Raw genomic sequence first — 19302 nt, 5'->3', positions numbered from 1 at the left:
GCTCTTTCACAGAGTGCAACGCGGGCGGGGGCCGCCCCGATGGGTTCCGACGGCAATAAAAACGGCCCACGTGCAGATGCACGGGGCCAGCGCACTCTCGATCAGGGAGAGTGCGCTCAGGTAAGTACTCGCAGCGACCGGTTCGACGACATGCGGCTAAGCCTGACGCATCTCACGCGATGAGTCAACTGATCCCACATTTTGGTTCACGGACCCGGGCGTGTCGTACCCGGAAGTGGCATCGCGGGCCCCTCCCACCTGCGGGAAACCCTCCTGCGGAGAGCGCGGCGCCGGCACCGGCGGGTTCGACCGCAGGCGCGGCAGCAGCGGCGACGGCGCGGGACGGGGCGGAGCGGCCGGCGGAGCGGGGGGCAACGGCGCCGGGCGCGCGCCCGGCGAGGTCGCCGCCTCCAGCATCGCCTCCAGGTGCTCGGCGGGCACCCCCCAGCCGAAGAGCGCGCCCTGCCCGAACCGGCAGCCCGCGGCGACCACCGCGGCCAGCTCGGTCGGGTTGGTGACGCCCTCGGCGATCACCTCGAGCCCGAGCTGGTGACCGAGGCGCATGACGATGTCGACCATCGGCGCGAACGCGGGCCCGTCCCGGCCGACCGGACGCACCGGCTCGTGCTCGGCGACCAGGCTGTGGTCGATCTTCAGGATGTCGATCGGCAGCCGGCGCAGCTGCCCCAGCGAGGAGTAGCCCGCGCCGAAGTCGTCCAACGCGATCCGGACCCCGGTGAGCCGCAGCGCGGTCAGCCGCCGGATCAGCTCGTCGAGGTCGGTGGCGACCGCGTGCTCGGTGACCTCCAGCACCAGCCGCTGCGGCGGCACGTGGTGCGCGCGCAGCGCGTCGGCGACCTGCACGACGTACTCCGGGGCGTGCAGCTCGCGCGGGGAGACGTTCACCGACACCCAGACGTCGTGGCCGTCGGCCAGCCAGCGGGAGAGCTGGTAGCAGGCCTGGTGCAGCACCCAGGCGCCCAGCTTGGCGATCATCCCGCACTCCTCGGCGAGCGGGATGAACTCGTCCGGGCGGACGTTGCCCAGCTCCGGGTGGTGCCAGCGGAGCAGCGCCTCGGCGCCGACCGGACGCACCGAGGGCAGCGACGCCACCGGCTGGAACGCCAGCCGCAGCTCGTCGCGCTCGATCGCCCCGCGCAGCTCGTGCTCGAGCGTGGTCCGCCGGCGCAGCAGCTGGTCGTACGCGGCGTCGTACCGCTCGATCCGGTTCTTGCCCCGCTGCTTGGCGTAGCGCAGGGCCAGGTCGGCGTTGCGCAGCAGCAGCTCCACGTCGGGCTCGCCGCAGTTCCCGGCCACCCCGATGCTGACCGAGAGGAAGACCGGCCCCTCGGGCTGGTCGTACGGACGGCCGAGCACCCCGAGCAGGCGCTCGGCCACCCGGTCGGCGTCGGTCGAGCCGCGCATCAGCACCGCGAACTCGTCGCCGCCGAGCCGGGCCGCCAGGTCACCCGGACGCAGGTTGCCGCGCAGCCGGCGGCCCACCTCGGCGAGCACCACGTCGCCGACGTCGTGCCCGCGCATGTCGTTGACGTTCTTGAAGCCGTCGAGGTCGAGGCCGAGCAGCACGCAGGGCACATCGGCCTCGACGCAGCGGCGCAGCGCCCGCAGCAGCCCGCGCCGGTTGGCCAGGCCGGTCAGCGGGTCGGTGTGCGCCAGCTCGCGGAAGTGCGCCTCCCGCTCGGCCAGCCGGCCGGCGTAGCGGCGCACGTCGTTGAGCGCGAGGTACTGCCGGGCCACCAGCGCGAAGCCCTCGACGCTGCCGGCGACGATGCCGAACGCGTCGAACCGGCCGCCCTGGAGGAGGTGGAACATCGCCGAGGCGGCCATGGCGAACATGGGCACGAAGGCGTACTCGCCGTCCCGGCGGATCAGGTCGACGTCCACCTGGCCGGGCGGGTCGACCCGGTACACCGCCAGGACGGTGGCCAGCAGCCCCGCCGCCTGCACCGCCGCGCCGGTCAGCGCCATCCCCGGGCCGGCCTGGCAGAGCCCGGTGGCGAGGCCGAGCCCGCCGCAGGTCACCCCGGTCACACCGGCGCCGAGCAGGGCGAGTCGGCGCCGGGGCGGGGCGGCCCGCAGCACCATGATCATGGTCAGCCCGGCGGTGAGCGCGGCGGCCACGGTGGCGAGCACGATCGGTACGCAGGCAATCGGGGTGGCCGCGCCGAGCAGCCGGGTCGGTTCGGTGAAGACCACCCAGCCGACGAACCAGAGCGCGCTGGCCATGATCAGGCCGTCGAGGAGCAGCCGGGCGGTGGCGGGCCCGGTCGCGGCCGTCCCGGGCAGCCGGAGCAGGGCGGCGCCGAGGGCGAGCCCGCACAGCGCCGTGCCGACCGAGATCAGGGTCGCGAAGCCGGTGCGCTGCCCCTGGTGGTGGGCCCAGTGCTCGCTGTCGGCGAGCGTGGCGATGACCCCGACGAGGAGGGTGAGCAGCGCGATTCCGGCCGCCGTGGCGAGCAGCACGTGAGCCTGGCGGTGGGGCCCCACCCGGCGGCGGGCGGACGCGGTCAGCAGCGCGGTGGCGACGGCGGCGACGAGCCCGCTCAGCACCGCGACGGCGGCCATGCCCGGGGGGAAGTGCACGACCTCAACTGTGCCGGATGGGCGCACTTCGTGGGGAACCGGGTGCGCAACTGTTGGGACACGGCGCGCGCACCGGGGGGTCGCCGCGAGACCGGTGTCAGACTGGTACGCATGCCTGAGCTGCGGTCGAGGACCTCCACCCACGGTCGGACGATGGCCGGTGCCCGGGCCCTGTGGCGGGCCACCGGGATGACCGACGACGACTTCGGCAAGCCGATCGTCGCCATCGCCAACAGTTTCACCCAGTTCGTCCCCGGTCACGTACACCTCAAGGACCTCGGCGGCCTGGTCGCGGACGCGGTGGCCGAGGCCGGCGGGGTGGGCCGGGAGTTCAACACCATCGCGGTGGACGACGGCATCGCGATGGGCCACGGCGGCATGCTCTACTCGCTGCCCAGCCGGGAGCTGATCGCCGACGCGGTGGAGTACATGGTCAACGCGCACTGCGCGGACGCCCTGGTCTGCATCTCCAACTGCGACAAGATCACCCCGGGGATGCTGCTGGCCGCGCTGCGGCTGAACATCCCGACCGTCTTCGTCTCCGGCGGCCCGATGGAGGCCGGCAAGACGGTGGCGATCGAGGGGATCGTGCACTCCAAGATCGACCTGATCGACGCGATGATCGCGTCCTCCAACGAGGCGGTCACCGACGACCAGCTCGGCGAGATCGAGCGCTCGGCCTGCCCGACCTGCGGATCCTGCTCCGGCATGTTCACCGCCAACTCGATGAACTGCCTGACCGAGGCGATCGGTCTGGCGCTGCCGGGCAACGGGTCGACGCTGGCCACCCACGCCGCCCGCCGGTCGCTCTTCGTCGAGGCCGGCCGCACCGCCGTGGAGATCGCCAAGCGCTGGTACGACGGCGACGACGCCTCGGTGCTGCCCCGCGCCATCGCCAACCGGAGCGCCTTCGAGAACGCGGTCGCCCTGGACGTGGCCATGGGCGGGTCGACCAACACGATCCTGCACCTGCTCGCCGCCGCCCGGGAGGCCGAGCTGGACTTCGACGTGGCCGACATCGACGCCATCTCCCGCCGGGTGCCCTGCCTGGCCAAGGTCGCCCCGAACTCGCCGCAGTACCACATGGAGGACGTGCACCGGGCCGGCGGCATCCCGGCCATCCTCGGCGAGCTGGACCGCGCCGGCCTGCTCGACCGGGACGTGCACGCGGTGCACTCCCCCAACCTGGAGCGCTGGCTCGCCGACTGGGACGTGCGCGGCGGGTCGGCCACCCCGGAGGCGATCGAGCTGTTCCACGCCGCCCCGGGCGGGGTGCGCACCACCGAGCCGTTCTCCACCACCAACCGCTGGTCGTCCCTGGACACCGACGCGGCCGGCGGCTGCGTGCGGGACCGGGAGCACGCGTACTCGGCCGACGGCGGGCTGGCCATCCTGCACGGCAACCTGGCCCCGGACGGCTGCGTGGTGAAGACCGCCGGGGTGCCGGAGGAGTGCCTGACGTTCCGCGGCCCGGCGAAGGTCTACGAGTCCCAGGACGACGCGGTGTCGGCCATCCTGGCCAAGCAGGTGGTCGCCGGCGACGTGGTGGTGATCCGGTACGAGGGCCCGAAGGGCGGCCCGGGCATGCAGGAGATGCTCTACCCCACTTCCTTCCTGAAGGGTCGCGGGCTGGGCCGGTCCTGCGCGCTGCTCACCGACGGGCGGTTCTCCGGCGGTACCTCCGGCCTGTCGATCGGGCACGTCTCCCCGGAGGCGGCCTCCGGCGGGCTGATCGCGCTGGTCTGCGAGGGCGACGAGATCGTCATCGACATCCCGGGGCGCTCCATCGAGCTGAACGTCCCCGAGGACGTGCTGCAGGCCCGGCGGGTGGCCGAGGAGAAGCGGGACCGCCCGTACACCCCGACCGACCGGCAGCGGCCGGTGTCGGCGGCGCTTCGCGCGTACGCCTCGATGGCCACCTCGGCCAGCGACGGCGCCTACCGACGCGTCCCGGAGTGAGCGGCCGGGTCTCCCACTCGGCGCCCCGGCCTGTCCGCTGACGACGTGATCCGACGGAGGGCCGCCAGGAGGGATCAGGCGGTGACGGCTGTCACGGGTGCGGCTGCGTCGGCTCCGCCCAGCGCGACGGTCCGGGCGTGCCGGATCGCGGCCGGGGTGTCCGGGAAGACCAGCCCCTCGCGGCGCAGCTCGTCGGCGATCCCCAGGGTGCTGAGCACCTGGTCGTGGCCGGGGGTGATGCCGGAGATCAGGACGGTGATGCCGCGTCCCCGCAGCCGGCGGATCGCGTCGCCGAGCACGTGCGCCCCGGTGGCGTCCATCGTCGTCACCCGGGACATCCGCAGGATGACCACCCGGACGTCGGCGACCTCGGAGAGTTCCAGCAGGAAGGTGTGCGCGGCGGCGAAGAAGAGCGGCCCGTCCAGCCGGTAGGCCACGATGTGCTCGGCCAGCAGCGCGTGCTCCTCGGCGCGGTGCTCGCCGGCGTCGAGGGGAACCTGTTCCAGCCGGGCGCTGCGGGCGACCGCGCGCAGCGCGAGCACGACGGCGACAGCCAGTCCGACGGCCACTGCGGTCACCAGGTCCCAGATCACGGTGACGGCGAAGGTGAGCACCAGCACGACCGCGTCGCCGCGGGTGGCCCGGGCGAGCGCCCAGAGCGAGCCGGCCTCGACCATCCGCACGGTGGTGGCCAGCAGCACGCCGGCCAGCGCGGCGAGGGGAATCCGGCCGACCAGCGGCGCGGCGGCCAGCACGATCGCCGCGAGGGCCACGGCGTGGGTGAGGGCGGCGAGTTTCGAGGCCGCCCCGCCGCGGACGTTCACCGCCGTGCGGGCGATGGCGGCGGTCGCCGGGATGCCGCCGAAGAGCGGCGAGGCGAGGTTGGCCAGGCCCTGGCCGAAGAGTTCCCGGTCCGGGTCGTGCCGCTGGCCGACGGTCATCCCGTCGGCGACGGTGGCCGACAGCAGGCTCTCCAACGCGGCGAGGGCCGCCACCGCGAGCGCGCTGGGCAGCAGCATGCCCACCGCGTCGAGGTCGAGGAAGCCCAGCGACGGCGCGGGCAGGCCCTGCGGGAGCGCGCCGATGCGCACCAGGTCGACCGGGGCGAGCTCGGCGAGGATGGTCGCGGCGGCCACCCCGAGCAGCGAGAACGGCAGCCGGGGACGCCACCGGGCGCCGAGCAGCATGAGCGCCGCGACGGCGAGGGCCACCGCGAGGGCCGCCGGTTTCGGATGTACGACGAACCGGGCGACCGCGTCGGCGGCCACCGCCCAGACCTTCTCGCCGTGGGCGCCGGTCACGCCCAGCGCGGCGGGGACCTGTTGCAGGGCGATCACCACGGCGATGCCGGCGGTGAAGCCCTCGATCACCGGGGTGGGCAGGTAGCGGACGTACCGGCCGAGGCGGGCCAGGGCGAGGGCGATCAGCACCAGCCCGGCCATCGCCCCGACCATGAGCACCCCGGTGGGGCCGAAGCGCTGCACCACCGGCACCAGGACCACGGTCATCGCCCCGGTGGGCCCGGAGACCTGGAGGTTGGAGCCGCCGAAGACGGCGGCCACCGCGCCGGCGACCACGGCGGTGACCAGGCCCGCCTGGGCGCCCAGCCCGGAGGTGACGCCGAAGGCCAGAGCCAGCGGCAGCGCCACCACCGCCACGGTCAGCCCGGCCAGCAGGTCCCGCCGGGGCGAGCGGCGGGCCGCCGCCCAGTCGGCCCGGCCGGGCAGCAGCCCGAGCAGTCGGCTGCGGAGCAGGCCGCCGATTCGCCGCAGCCGGTGCCCGTCGTGCTGCCGGCGCGAGGGTCCCCCGCCGGCGCCGCCGGTGGCCGGACCCGCGGCGTGGCCGAGCGCCGCTCCGGTCACCGGTCCCCTCCGGTGCCGCGCAGCTCGTCGAGGAGGGCGTCCCGGTCGGTGAGGACCGCGCCGAGGATGCGCCGTCCGGCGGCCAGCAGGTCGGCCACGTCGGGGGTGCTGAGCGCGTACATGACGAGAGGGCCGTCGCGGTGGGAGGTCACCATGCCGGCGCGGCGCAGCACGGCGAGCTGCTGGGAGAGGTTGGACGCCTCGACGTCGATCGCCGCGAGCAGGTCCCGGACCGGCTTGGGCCCGTCCTGGAGCAGTTCGAGCACCCGGATCCGGACCGGATGCCCGAGGGTGCGGAACAGCTCCGCCTTGGCCTGGTACAGCGGCACCGACATGAAACCTCCCCGAAGACCTGAAGACTTTAGCACTTGCAGAATTCTTCAAGTCGGTCCGGTGGCGTCAGGACCGAGGGCCGCGCCGAGGACTGTCCGCTGGCGAGATACCGACGGTGATGTCGTTGACGCAGCGCAGCATCGGGCGGGCGGTCAGCGCCGCCGGGTCCAGCGGCGCGTCGGCCCGCACGGTGAAGGTCGCCGACTCCCCCGGCAGCAGGGTGACCAGCGCCTGGTCCACCTGGGCCGACGGGTCGAGCCGGTCGGGAAAGGGCGTGAGATCGCGCAGCACCGACCGGGCGGTCACCCGGACCCGCTGGCCGCCGTCGACCGGCTCGACCACCGCGTCCAACTCCGCCGCCGGCCAGTCGACGTCCCGGTCCTCGGCGAAGAACCACAGCGCCCGCTCCGCCTGGTCGCCGGCCTCGGCGACCAGCACCTCGCGGCGGGCCTCGTCCGGCCGTGCCAGCTCCGCCGGCAGCGCCAGCACCACCGCGCCGTACGCGGGAACGTCAAGCTCGACCGAGGTCTTCGCCCTCGGCTCCCCGGCCAGGGTGAGCCGGGTGACCCTGGCCGCCCCGCGCCACGCCGCGCCGGTCTCGTTCACCGCCACCACGGCCAGCCCACCGTCCCGCGGCTGCACGGTGAGCAGCCGGTCGGCGTACGCGCGGCGCAGCGCGTACCACAGCGGCTTGCGCCGGCCGTCGCCGTCGACCGCCGACCAGGAGGTGACCGGCCAGCAGTCGTTGAGCTGCCAGACGATGGTGCCCATGCAGACCGGCCGGTGCGAGCGGAAGTGCTCCACCCCGAGCTGGATGGCCCGGGCCTGGTTGAGCTGCGTCAGGTAGTGCCAGTCGTCGAAGTCGACGGGCACCGGCAGGTGGGCGTCCAACCCGCGCTGGAGTTTCAGGTCCCCGTCGGCGGCCTTCTGGTGGTGCGCCATGCCCGGTGAGTCGTGGGCGAGCGGCTCGTCGGAGATGGCCCGGCGCAGCGTCGCGTACGCCGGGGGCGCCTGGTAGCCGAACTCGGCGACGAAGCGCGGCAGGTACTCCCGGTACTTCCGGTAGTCGTCGGTGTTCCAGACGTCCCAGATGTGCGCGGTGCCGTGCGCCGGGTCGTTCGGGTGCACGTCCTCGCCGCCCGACCAGGGGCTGCCCGGCCAGTACGGCCGGGTCGGGTCCAGCTCGGCGACGATCCGGGGCAGTAGCTCCAGGTAGTAGCCGCGCCCCCAGGTGCGGCCGGCCAGGGGCTCCTGCCAGTCCCAGTCGTGCCAGCCCCAGATGTTCTCGTTGTTGCCGGTCCAGAGCACCAGCGACGGGTGGGCGGCCAGCCGGGTCACCTGCTCCACCGCCTCCGCCTCGACCTCGCTGCGGAACGGCTCCTCCTCCGGGTACGCGGCGCAGGCGAAGAGGAAGTCCTGCTGCACCAGCAGGCCGAGGGAGTCTGCCAGCTCGTAGAAGTCCTCCGACTCGTACCGGCCGCCGCCCCAGACCCGGAGAAAGTTGACGTTCGCCCCCACAGCCTGGTCGAACCGTTCGGCCAGCCGCTGCCGGGTCACCCGGTTGGGGAACGCGTCGTCGGGGATCCAGTTGACCCCGCGGACGAAGACCGGCACGTCGTTGACGTGCAGGGCGAACGCGGAGCCGTGCGCGTCGGGGGCGGTGTCGAGACGTACCGAGCGGAAGCCGATCCGGCGGGACCAGGCGTCCAGCGCCCGGCCGTCCTCCGCGCAGAGGGTCACCACCAGGTCGTACAGCGGCTGGTCGCCGTACCCCCGGGGCCACCACCGCTCGGGGTCGCGAACCGTGAGGGTCAGCACGGCCGTGCGCTCGCCCGCCGGGATCGTCACCTCGCCGGCCGCGTCGGCGACCGTGGCGCCGACGGTGACCGGCGCGGCGGCGGCCCGCTCGACCTCGACGTGCAGCTCGACCCGGCCGCTGTCGCCGGCGACGGTGACCACCGGCCGGACGGCGGTGAGCCGGGCGGTGGACCAGCCGTGCAGCCCGATCTCCTGCCAGATGCCGGCGGTCACCAGGGTGGGACCCCAGTCCCAGCCGAAGTTGCACGCCGTCTTGCGGATGAAGTTGAACGGCTCCGGGTAGGCGTTCGGCCGGTCGCCGAGCCGGTCCCGGTGCGCCTCCGCGTAGCGGTACGCCGAGTCGAAGCGGACGGTCAGCGTGTTCCGGCCGGGGCGCAACAGCGACGTGACGGCGAACCGGTGCCCACGGTGCATGTTCTCGGTGCGGCCGACCTCGGTGCCGTTCAGGGTGACCGTGGCGACCGTGTCCAGCCCGACGCAGACCAGGTCCACCCGGTCGTCGTCGCCGGGCTGCCAGGCGAAGGTCGTCTCGTAGACCCAGTCGGTGCGCCCGATCCAGGCGAGCCCGCTCTCGTTGTCATCCAGGTACGGGTCCGGGATCAGGCCGGCGGCGAGCAGATCGGTGTGCACGCAGCCGGGCACGGTTGCCGGCACCTCCCGGTCGACGATCTCCGGCGGCACCTGCGGACCGGGTACGGCCCGCAGCACCCAACCCTCGTGCAGCGCTCGATGGCTCACGACTTCACCGCGCCTTCCATGATTCCGCGCGCCGGCCAGCACCCGACGGTAGATGACGTAGTTGCCGCTGGCCAGGTCGGAGACGGCCACCACCGAGGTCGGGAAGTACTGAACGAGCCGGTTCAACGGGAGGTCGAGGGAAACTCCTCGAACCACGCCTCCACCCGCTCGGCGGTCGCCGGCCGGGCCAGTGCGAAACCCTGGCCGTACCGGCAGCCGGCCCGGCGCGCCCCGTCGACCTGGGCGTCCGACTCCAACCCCTCGACCACCACGTCGACCCCCAACCGGTCGCCCAGGCTGATCACCACGTCGATCAGCGGTCGCTGCGCGTCGCCGTCCGACGCGACCAGGTGCGGGCCGACCTTGAGCAGGTCGATCGGGAGCCGGCGGAGCTGGGCCAGCGAGGCGTGCTCGGCCCGGAAGTCGTCCAACGCCGTCCGCACGCCCAGCGAGCGCAGCCCGGCCAGCCGGGCCACCACGGTGGGCAGCTCGGCGGCGACCGCCGGCTCCGCCACCTCGACCACCAGCCGGTCCGCCGGCACGCCGTACGCCGCCAGCGCGGTGGCCGTCCGCGGCACGAAGTCCGGCGCGACCAGCTCCCGAGGCCCGACGTTCACCGACATCCAGAGGTCCCGACCGCCCTCGGACCACTGGGCGAGCTGCCGGCAGGCCCGGTCGAGCACCCAGCGGCCCAGCTCGCCGGCGAGGTCCAGGTCCTCCGCGACCGGCAGCAACTCGGCGGGCAGCACCGTGCCCAGCACCGGACTGCGCCAGCGCAGCAACGCCTCGGTGCCCACCGGGCGCCGGTCCGCGAGGGCCAGCACCGGCTGGTAGACCAGGTCCAGCTCGCCCCGTGCGATCGCACCGGGCAGCTCCCGTTCCAGGTCGAGCCGGCGGACCAGCTGCTCCTCCAGATAGGCGTCGTACCACTCGACCCGGTCCCGGCCGAGCTGCACCGCCCGGCGGCGGGCCAGATCCGCCTGGCGCAGCACGTCCTCCGGTTCCCCTGCACCGGTCTCCGCCAACCCGACGCTGGCCTGCAGGCGCGCCGCCCCGCCGGGCAGCGGGTACGGCTCGGTCAGCGCGGCCAGCAGCCGGGTGGCCAGCGCGTACGCCAGCACCGACCCGACGTCGGTGAGAACCGCGAACTCGTCACCCGTCAGCCGGGCCACCAGGTCGCCCGGCCCGCAGCCGGCCCGGAGCCGCCCGGCGACCTCGACCAGCACCTCGTCGCCGACCGCGTGCCCGGACCCGTCGTTGACCATGCCCAGCCCGTGCAGGTCGACCACGAGCAGCGCACCGGGCGTGGGCGCCGCGCCCCGGGCGGACAGCTCGCGCAGCAGTTCCCGGCGGTTGGCCAGCCCGGTGAGTTGGTCCGTGGCGATGAGCCGGCGCACCGTCCGGGTCAGCCGGTCCCGCTCGTCGAGGTCGTTGACGAGTTCGCGCAGCCGCGCCTCCCGGGCGAGCATCCGCTCGGCGTGCCGGCGGTGGTCCGCGGCGGTCAGCAGTTCCTGGAGGATCACCGGCGGGATCACCGCCAGCCCGAGCGCGATCGCCGGGGCGCTGAACTCCCCCACCGCCCAAAGGTGGTGGCCGGCGGCGAGCGCGGCGATGCCGGCCGGAGCGGTCACCCGGGGCCACGGCGCGGGCGACCCGTCGGGACGCAGGGTCTCCCCCGCCGACGCGCGTCGTGCCCCCGCGGCGGTGAGCAGCGCGCCCGCCACCAGCGGCGGGACCAGGGTGAGGACGGCGCGTTCCGGCGCCGCATAGGCCAGCAGCACCGCCAGACCGGCCAGCCCGGACAGCGTGGCCGCCGCCCCGGCCAGGCAGAGCGCCGCGCCCGGGCGGCGCCGCCGCTCGGCCAGCGCGGCGACGACCAGCACCGCCAGCCCCGCCGCGCCCGCGACGGTCGCCGCCCGGGCCGGCGGCGGCACCTGGCCGGCCGGCAGCAGCACCCAGCCGGCGAAGACCAGGCTGACGGCCAGGCCGACCCCGTCCACGGTCCGACGGAGCCGCTGCCGGCCGGAGAGTCGGGAGCGCCCGGGCAGCCGGAGCAGGCCCACGGCCTGGAACGCGCCGACGACGGCCAGCCCGACCAGCACGACCGGGGGCCGGTGCGCCGCCTCGGTCAGCGGCAGCACGGCGACGGTGAGCCCGGCCGCCAGCACGGCCGCGTCGAGGATCGCGACCACCCGGCGGGACATCGCGACCCGGCCGGCGCGCCGCCCGAGCGGCCGGCTCGGGTCGGTTGCCGGCGGCGGTCGGGTGTCGACGCAGACCGGCGGGTGGGTGGGGCCGCCGGGCCCCGCTCCGGTGCCGGAGGGCGATCCCGCGTCACTCGACGCGGGCGGGCCGGCGCCCATCCCGGCGGGCGGCGGAGGCGGGACGGCGGACCAGGCCGGCGCGGGCGGGGCGCCGGCGAGCCCGGAGAGCCGGACGCAGGCCAGGGCGGAGCCGGCGACGACGGCCAGCGCCAGGGCCGCCGACGGCGGGACGAGGCCGGCGGACCCGGCCAGGACGAGCAGCGCGCCGACCGCCAGCACCAGGCGGTCGGGCGACGACGGCCGGCGACGGTGGTCGCCGGAGGGGTACGCGACGGACACGGCGGTCGCCTTCGTGAGGGGGCACGGGGCGGTGCGTTGCGGAACGACGTGCGGGGTGTGTCGGCGGTACGGGGCCGGACGGGTGACGGTGGGTGCGACGGACCGACGGGCGGCAAACCGGCGCGACCACGCGAACAAACGATTCCTACGACGTCCGGTTACGGGTCATTCCAGTGACCGCGGTCACAAGGTCCGTGCCGTACGCCGCCGCCCTGCCCGCGCGGAGCCGCGCCGGGTCGAGGTGCGATCATCGGGGGGTGAGTCCCGCCGACACCGTCCGCTTCCGGCCCAACCAGGCGATCCTGGTCGCCGCGATCGTCGCGTTCATCGGCGCCCTGCCGCTGGCCACCGCCCGCTGGTGGCTGCTGTGGGTGCTGCTGATCCCGCTGGCCGTCGGGCTCTGGGCGTGGCGGTCCGGCACCGAGGCCGACCCACGCGGGCTGCGGCTGCGGGCGCTCGCCGGGCAGCGCCGGATCGCCTGGGAACGGGTCGCCGAGCTGGGCGCCGACGAGCGCGGCCGGGCGGTGGTCCGGCTCGACGACGGCGAGCGCCTGGTGCTCCCCGCCGTCCGGGCCGCCGACCTGCCCCGGCTGATCGCCGCCACCGGGCAGGGGCTGCCCGGCAGCACCCGCTGAGCCGGCCCGGTCAGTAGCCGTCCACCACCCGGTTGACCAGCGGCTCCCCGGCCGCGAACCGGCGCAGCTGCTCCCCCACCAGCCGGTACGCCCGCGGCAGCAGCCCGCGCACGGAGCCGGCGACGTGCGGGGTGAGCAGCACGTTCGGCAGCCCCCACAGGGGATGATCGGCGGGGAGCGGCTCGGGATCGGTGACGTCCAGCGCCGCCCGGAGCCGACCGGTGGTCAGCTCGGCGACCAGCGCCGACGTCCGGGCCACCGGGCCGCGGGCCGCGTTGACCAGCAGCGCGCCGTCGGCCATCGCGGCGAGGAACTTCTCGTCCACCAGCCCCCGGGTCCGCTCGGTCAGCGGCACCAGCAGCACCACCACGTCCGCCTCCGGCAGCAGGCCGGGCAGCTCGTCCACCCCGTGCACCCCCTCGGCGGGCCGGGCGGTGCGAGCGACCAGGGTGAAGGTGACCTCGAACGGGGCCAGCCGGGCCTGGACCGCCGCGCCGATCGAGCCGGCGCCGACGATCAGCACCCGCTTGCCGGCCAGCTCGTCGGTGGGGGCCACCTCGTCGTACGCCCACTCGCGGCGCCCCTGCGCCCGGGCCAGCGGACCGAAGCCGCGCAGCTGGGACAGCACCGCGGCGACCACCCACTCGGCGGTGGCCGAGTCGTGCACCCCGCGGGCGTCGCAGAGGGTGACCCCCTCGGGCATCCGGCCCACCCAGGCGTCCGCCCCGGCGGAGAGCAGCTGCACCACCTCGAGGTCGGGCAGCTCGGCGAGCAGCGCGCCGGCGTCCGGACCCGCGAGGAACGGCGGCACCCAGAACCGCACGCCGTCGGGGACTGACGGGAGCCGGGCCGGGTCCTCCACCACCTCCACGGTGACACCCGGGGGCAGCTCACCGAGGAGGGCGTGACCGGAGCGGTGCGGGATCCATACCTTCACGACCGCCGACGATAACCGGCGCGCCGTTCCCACGCCCGCAACCGGGCCCGCTGAGCCGGAGCCACCCGTCGCCGCGGACGGGTGCCGCAGGCCGGACGCGCCGGATCCGTCGTACCCGGACGGTCGGGCCGCCGGGCTAGGCTGGGCCGGGTGAAGGCCCGTCCCCCGTACCCCCGCATCGGCCGCCTCCGGGCGGCGCTGGCGGCGTCCTGCGCGGCGCTGCTGCTGGGCACCACCGGCTGCGCCTTCGGCGAGCCCGGGCCCGACCCGGCCGGCGAGCCGCCGAACCTCCCGACGCCGTCGGCCACGCCCGGCGCGGCCGGTGCCGGTCAGCAGGTGGTGGCCACGGTGCTGGCGAAGGGGCTGCGGGTGCCGTGGGCCGTCGCCTTCCTCCCCGACGGCGCCGCGCTGGTCACCGAGCGGGACAGCGGCCGGATCCTCCAGGTCGGGCCCGGCTCGGGGCCGGAGGGGCTGACCGTCACGGTCGTGCAGACCGTGCCGGACGTGGCCGCCGGCGGCGAGGGCGGGCTGCTGGGCATCGCCGTCTCCCCGTCCTACGCCAAGGACCGGACGGTCTTCGTCTACTACACGACCGCCCGGGACAACCGGATCGCCCGGCTTCAGCTCGGCGGGCGGCCGACGCCGATCCTCACCGGCATTCCGGCCGCCGGGAACCACAACGGCGGCGGGCTCGGCTTCGGCCCGGACGGCAGCCTGTACGCCAGCACCGGCGACGCGGGCCGGCAGGCGAACGCCCAGGACCGCAAGAGCCTCGGCGGCAAGATCCTCCGGATCACCGCGGACGGCAAGCCGGCCGCCGGCAACCCCTTCCCCGGCTCGCCGGTCTGGTCCCTGGGGCACCGCAACGTCCAGGGCTTCGCCTGGGACCCGGCGAAGCGGATGTACGCCGTCGAGTTCGGTCAGAGCACCTGGGACGAGATCAACCAGATCACCCGGGGTGGCAACTACGGCTGGCCGCAGGTCGAGGGACGGGCCGGCGACAAGCGGTACGCCGACCCGATCGTGCAGTGGCGGACCGGCGAGGCCTCCTGCTCCGGGCTCGCCGCGGTGGGGCGGTTGCTGGTCACCGCGTGCCTGCGCGGCGAGCGGCTCTGGCTGGTCGAGTTCACCGACAAGGGCACTGTGCTCGGCCAGCCCCGCGAGCTGCTGACCGGGAAGTACGGTCGGCTGCGGGCGGTGGCCGCCGCGCCGGACGGGTCGCTCTGGGTCACCACCTCCAACCGGGACGGACGGGGCCAGCCGGCGCCGGAGGACGACCGGATCCTGCGGTTGGTCTTCGCCGACGGCGGGGCCGGCCGGAGTTGACCGACCGACCGTAGCCGGCCGGTCACCCCGCGGGACGGGGGCGACCGGCGGGTCGGAAAGGTGGGAACGCGCCGGCTTCTCTCGGGTTTGCCAAGATCCCACGACGGGCAGGTCAGAATCTCAGCATGGACGGCCAGGAGAACGAGCAGCGCGACACCGGGGACGAGGGTGCCCCGGCGACCGGACGTGCCCGGCGCTGGGCGAGCTGGCCGCGGCGTACCGGCCGGTCGGGTCGGAACCCGTGGCTGCGGCGGCTCGGCGTGGCGCTGGCCGTCCTGGCGGTCGCCCTGGGCGGGGTGGTCGCCGGCACGTACGCCGGTGGGCACGTCGGCACCGACATCGGGCCGTTCCGGGCGGAGCTCGACCTGAGCCCGTCGCTCCACGGTGGCACCACCGTCGACGTCCCGCCGCTGGGCGCGCTGCTGCTGAACAGCCACGACGGGCCGACCTACCTCACGGTGCGGCTGGGCGCGCTGGACCAGCGGCGGACCCAGGCGCTGATCAACGACCCGGCGAGCATCAGCCGGGCCAGCCAGTCCGCCGTCGCCGACGTCCGGGCCGGGGTGATGCGCCTGGGTTTGAAGACGCTGGGCGCGACGGTGCTGGCCACCCTGCTGCTGGCGGGGCTGGTCTTCCGGGACGCCCGGCGGACGGCCTGGGCCGGTGGGCTGGCCCTGGTGGTCACCGCCGGCAGCCTCGGGCTGGCCGCCGCGACCATGCGCCCGCAGGCGATCGAGGAGCCCCGGTACGAGGGGCTGCTGGTCAACGCCCCGGCGATCGTGGGCGACGCCCGCCGGATCGCCAACGACTACACGAAGTACGCCGAGCAGCTCCAGCGCCTGGTGGGCAACGTCAGCCAGCTCTACACCACCGTCTCGGCGCTGCCGGTGTACGAGCCGGCCCCCGGCACGACGCGGGTGCTGCACGTGTCGGACATGCACCTCAACCCGACGGGGTGGCAGCTGATCCGGACGGTGGTCGAGCAGTTCGGCATCGACGTGGTGATCGACACGGGCGACATCACCGACTGGGGCAGCGAGCCGGAGGCGTCCTTCGTCGGCTCGATCGGCCTGCTCAAGAAGCCGTACGTCTACATCCGGGGCAACCACGACTCGGCGCGGACGGCGGCGGCGGTGGCCAAGCAGCCGAACGCGATCGTGTTGGACAACTCGACGACCACCGTGGCCGGGCTGACCGTGGCCGGGATCGGCGACCCCCGGTTCACCCCGGACAAGAACACCTCACCGGCGGGCAGCGGTCTGACCAAGCAGGTGGCCGAACAGGTGATCGGCGCCGGCGAACAGCTCGCCACCACGGTCACCGGCTCGCCGCGACCGGTGAACATCGCGCTGGTGCACGACCCCGCCTCGGCCGGGCCGCTCTCCGGCACCTGCCCGCTGGTGCTGGCCGGGCACACCCATGCCCGGCAGGTGTCCAGGCTGCCGCAGGTGCCGGGGAAGCAGCCGACGCAGCTTTTCGTGGAGGGCTCCACCGGCGGGGCCGGGCTGCGCGGCCTGGAGGGCGAGAAGCCCACCCCGCTGTCGATGTCGGTGCTCTACTTCGACCAGCAGAAGATGCTTCAGGCGTACGACGACATCACCGTGGGCGGCACCGGCCAGTCGCAGGTCAACCTGGAGCGGCACGTGATCCGGGACCCGGCGCAGGGCGCGGAGGTGCCGGTCACCCCGACCCCGACCCGCGGTGGTCCGGAGTCGGCCAGCCCGACCCCGACCCGCTGACCGGTCCGCAGGGTGGGACACGCGGTTGGCCCCGCCCCTCTCGCCAGGGGTCTCCCTGCGGCTCGCTTGCCGCACCTCCTTGCCCCGGTCACTCTCCTCGCCGGCCTGTCCGGCCCACGCCCATGGTCGCGACGCCCTTTGCTCTGCTTCAACGGACGCAACAGTCACGCCGGGTCACCGGGCGTCGTTCCGCCCGCCAGAAGCTCGTCCAGCTCAGGGCTGGTGTTGCGGTGAGGTAAGCAGAGCAAAGGGCGGGGCGAGCATTGCCGGTGCCCGTCCTGCCGTCACCCTGCGTGCCGGAGCGGACCCGTCACGCCGGGTGATCGGCGGCGCACCGCGCCACCCGGCGGTCGCCAGGAGCGGCCGGCGGGTGGCGGATGCCGGGTCAGCGCAGCGACAGGGCGGCCAGGGCGGCGTTGACGACGCTGCCGGGCAGCAGGTCGTGCAGCTCGTACAGCTCCTGCACGCTGCCGGACTGGCCGAACTCGTCCACCCCGAGCGGCACCGCCGGGGCGCCGACGGCCGAACCGAGCCAGGCCATCGCGTGTGAGGCGGCGTCGTGCACGGTCACCACCGGCACCCGGTCCGCGAACGCCGACCGCAACGCGCCCGGCACGCTCGGCACGGTCGCCGTTCGCACGCCCTGCCGCAGCGTCCGCTGCCAGGCCCGGTAGAGCCGGTCCAGCGAGGTGACGTCCACGACGTGCGCGGCCACCCCCTCCTCCGCCAGCTCCGCGGCTGCCGCGAGGACCTCCGGCAGCACCGCGCCGGAGGCGGCGAGCTGCACCACCGGGGCGTCCGCCAGCTGCGGGTACGCCTGGTGCGCGTCCACCAGCCGGTACGCCCCGGCGACCACCTGCCGGCGCAGCACCGCGTCGCCGATCCGGGCCCGCGCGGCCTCGAACGGCGCCTGGTCGATCGGGCGGGTGCTGAGCCGGAAGTAGTACGCCCCGTCCTCGGCCGGCGCGGCGGTGGCGGCCGGCGCCGCTCCCCCGGCGATCTGGCCGAGCGCGTCGCAGAGCAGCCAGTCCAGGCTGCCCGCGTACGCGGGTTCGAGGAAGGTCACCCCGGGCAGTTCCAGGCCCACCGAGGCGGTGATGGTGGACTGGTGGGCGCCGCCCTCCGGGGCCAGCGTGATGCCGGACGGGGTGCCCGCCACCACGAACCGGGAGCCGGAGTAGGTGCCGTAGAGGAACGCGTCCAGGCCGCGCAACACGAACGGGTCGTAGACCGTGCCGATCGGCAGCAGCGGCTGCCCCGACAGGTCCCAGGACAGCCCGAGCTGGCCCAGCAGCAGGAACAGGTTCATCTCCGAGATGCCCAGCTCGATGTGCTGGCCCGACGGGCTCTCCGTCCAGCGCAGCATCCGGTCCTCGGTCCAGGAGCGCTGCTCGGTGGGGGCGAAGACGCCGGTCTTGTTGATGAACCCGGCGAGGTTGGTGGAGGTGGCCACGTCCGGCGCGGTGGTCACCAGGTAGGGCGCCACGGCGGGATCGCGGGCCAGGTCCACCAGCACCCGCCCGAAGACCTCCTGGGTGGAGACCGGCTTGTTCGCGCGTACCTTCGTGGTTTCCGGGACGGTGACCCCGAGCGCCCGCTCGCGGGGCGCGCGGGACAGCGCCTCCCGACGCTCGCCGGCCCGGATGCCGGCCGGGGACGCCGGGTCGAGGCGGTCCCACTCGGTCTCCGGCGTCAGGCCCTGTGCGGCGCGCAGCGCGTCGACCTGCTCGGTGGTGAGCAGCGCCGAGTGGTTGCGCGGGTTGCCGGCGATCGGCAGCCCCCAGCCCTTCACCGTGTACGCGAAGACCACGCTGGGCCGGTCGATGACCGCGTCGCACTGGGCGTACGCGTCGAGCATCGCTTCCAGGTCGTGCCCGCCCAGGTCGGTGACGAGCGGGCCCAGCTCGTCGTCGGAGATGTCGGCGATGAACTCGTCGATGCCGACCGGCGCGCCGTCCAGGAACTGCTTGCGCAGTGCCGGCCCGGCCAGCCCGAACAGCGACTGGTACTGCTCGTTCGGCATCCGGTCGATCCAGTCCCGCAGGGCCGCCCCGCCCGGCCGGGCGTACGCCTCGGCGAGCTTGCGGCCGTACTTGACCTCCACGACGTGCCAGCCGGCGGCCTCGAACTGCCCCCGCCACTGGTTGATCCGGATGCCGGGGACGACCCGGTCGAGGGACTGCCGGTTGAAGTCGACCAGCCACATCACGTTGCCCAGGCCGGTGGTGGCCGGGTCGGCGACGGCCTCCCAGATGTTCCCCTCGTCCAGCTCGGCGTCGCCGATCAGCGCCACGAACCGGGAGTGCGGCCGGGCGCCGAAGTGCGCGTCGACGTAGCGGCGGGTGACCGCGGCGAACAGCGGCGCGGCCGCACCGAGACCCACCGAACCGGTGGAGAAGTCCACCGCGTCGGGGTCCTTGGTGCGCGACGGGTACGACTGGAGCCCGCCGCGGGCCCGCAGCTTCGGCAGGTACGACCGGTCCAGGTTGCCGAGCAGGTACTGGATGGCGTGGAAGACCGGGGAGGCGTGCGGCTTGACCGCGACCCGGTCCTCGGCGTCCAGGTGGGCGAACCAGAGCGCGGTCATCGCGGTGACCAGCGAGGCGCTGGACGCCTGGTGGCCGCCGACCTTCACCCCGTCGCCGGTGTTCCGGTCGTGGTTGGCGGCGTCCACGATGCGGGTGGCGAGCCAGAGCACCCGGCGCTGGATCTCGTCGAGGACGTCGAGGTCGTGCTGGTTCACGGTGA

The 19302-nt window shown here is 74.9% G+C and carries 11 protein-coding genes; 4 read left to right on the top strand and 7 right to left on the bottom strand.

What is annotated here, in order from left to right; translation table 11 throughout:
- Positions 1 to 156: 156 nt before the first annotated feature.
- A complete protein-coding gene (locus ACFOYX_RS22425) occupies positions 157 to 2586 on the bottom strand; it encodes a bifunctional diguanylate cyclase/phosphodiesterase (RefSeq protein WP_322441685.1) in 2430 nt (809 codons plus the stop codon).
- Positions 2587 to 2715: 129 nt separating this feature from the next.
- Between ACFOYX_RS22425 and ilvD the strand changes: the two genes are divergently transcribed.
- Positions 2716 to 4563 carry a dihydroxy-acid dehydratase gene (ilvD, locus tag ACFOYX_RS22420; RefSeq protein WP_322441638.1) on the top strand — a complete coding sequence of 616 codons (1848 nt, stop codon included), beginning with the start codon at positions 2716 to 2718 and terminating at the stop codon, positions 4561 to 4563.
- 74 nt (positions 4564 to 4637) lie between these two features.
- Here the strand turns inward: ilvD and ACFOYX_RS22415 are convergent, their stop codons facing one another.
- The 4 genes from ACFOYX_RS22415 to ACFOYX_RS22400 form a co-directional block, all read right to left on the bottom strand.
- A complete protein-coding gene (locus ACFOYX_RS22415) occupies positions 4638 to 6335 on the bottom strand; it encodes a SulP family inorganic anion transporter (protein WP_322441686.1) in 1698 nt (565 codons plus the stop codon).
- A gap of 86 nt (positions 6336 to 6421) precedes the next feature.
- Entirely contained in the window at positions 6422 to 6760 is a 339-nt protein-coding gene (locus ACFOYX_RS22410) for a helix-turn-helix transcriptional regulator (RefSeq protein ID WP_109800500.1), read from the bottom strand.
- A 64-nt stretch (positions 6761 to 6824) separates the two neighbouring features.
- Entirely contained in the window at positions 6825 to 9314 is a 2490-nt protein-coding gene (locus tag ACFOYX_RS22405; RefSeq protein ID WP_322441687.1) for a glycoside hydrolase family 2 protein, read from the bottom strand.
- 122 nt (positions 9315 to 9436) lie between these two features.
- Entirely contained in the window at positions 9437 to 11917 is a 2481-nt protein-coding gene (locus ACFOYX_RS22400) for a bifunctional diguanylate cyclase/phosphodiesterase (protein WP_322441639.1), read from the bottom strand.
- A 257-nt stretch (positions 11918 to 12174) separates the two neighbouring features.
- On the opposite strand from ACFOYX_RS22400, the gene ACFOYX_RS22395 reads away from it, so the two are divergent.
- Entirely contained in the window at positions 12175 to 12552 is a 378-nt protein-coding gene (locus ACFOYX_RS22395) for a PH domain-containing protein (RefSeq protein WP_238454566.1), read from the top strand.
- 10 nt (positions 12553 to 12562) lie between these two features.
- On the opposite strand, the gene ACFOYX_RS22390 is transcribed toward ACFOYX_RS22395, so the two are convergent.
- Complete coding sequence (locus ACFOYX_RS22390) at positions 12563 to 13489, bottom strand: 2-hydroxyacid dehydrogenase (protein ID WP_322441640.1); 927 nt, start codon at positions 13487 to 13489, stop codon at positions 12563 to 12565.
- A 150-nt stretch (positions 13490 to 13639) separates the two neighbouring features.
- Here ACFOYX_RS22390 and ACFOYX_RS22385 point away from each other — a divergent pair, with 150 nt between their 5' ends.
- Complete coding sequence (locus ACFOYX_RS22385; protein WP_322441641.1) at positions 13640 to 14815, top strand: PQQ-dependent sugar dehydrogenase; 1176 nt, start codon at positions 13640 to 13642, stop codon at positions 14813 to 14815.
- Between the two features lie 125 nt (positions 14816 to 14940).
- Positions 14941 to 16554 (top strand): metallophosphoesterase, encoded by a 1614-nt coding sequence (locus ACFOYX_RS22380; RefSeq protein WP_322441642.1) that lies wholly within the window; start codon positions 14941 to 14943, stop codon positions 16552 to 16554.
- Positions 16555 to 16939: 385 nt separating this feature from the next.
- On the opposite strand, the gene ACFOYX_RS22375 is transcribed toward ACFOYX_RS22380, so the two are convergent.
- Positions 16940 to 19297 carry a pyruvate dehydrogenase gene (locus tag ACFOYX_RS22375; RefSeq protein WP_322441643.1) on the bottom strand — a complete coding sequence of 786 codons (2358 nt, stop codon included), beginning with the start codon at positions 19295 to 19297 and terminating at the stop codon, positions 16940 to 16942.
- Between the last annotated feature and the right edge of the window lie 5 nt (positions 19298 to 19302).

This window comes from Micromonospora sp. GCM10011541 (assembly GCF_042650725.1).
Lineage (GTDB): Bacteria > Actinomycetota > Actinomycetes > Mycobacteriales > Micromonosporaceae > Micromonospora > Micromonospora sicca.
Note: the sequence above shows the minus strand (reverse complement) of the source record. Positions and strands in the feature narration are given on the sequence as shown.

What these genes read in the sequence shown, in the direction of transcription:
- ACFOYX_RS22425 (WP_322441685.1), bottom strand. Translation starts at nt 2,586, where the DNA reads ATGGCCGCCGTCGCGGTGCTGAGCGGGCTCGTCGCCGCCGTCGCCACC.
- ilvD (WP_322441638.1), top strand. Translation starts at nt 2,716, where the DNA reads ATGCCTGAGCTGCGGTCGAGGACCTCCACCCACGGTCGGACGATGGCC.
- ACFOYX_RS22410 (WP_109800500.1), bottom strand. Translation starts at nt 6,760, where the DNA reads ATGTCGGTGCCGCTGTACCAGGCCAAGGCGGAGCTGTTCCGCACCCTC.
- ACFOYX_RS22380 (WP_322441642.1), top strand. Translation starts at nt 14,941, where the DNA reads ATGGACGGCCAGGAGAACGAGCAGCGCGACACCGGGGACGAGGGTGCC.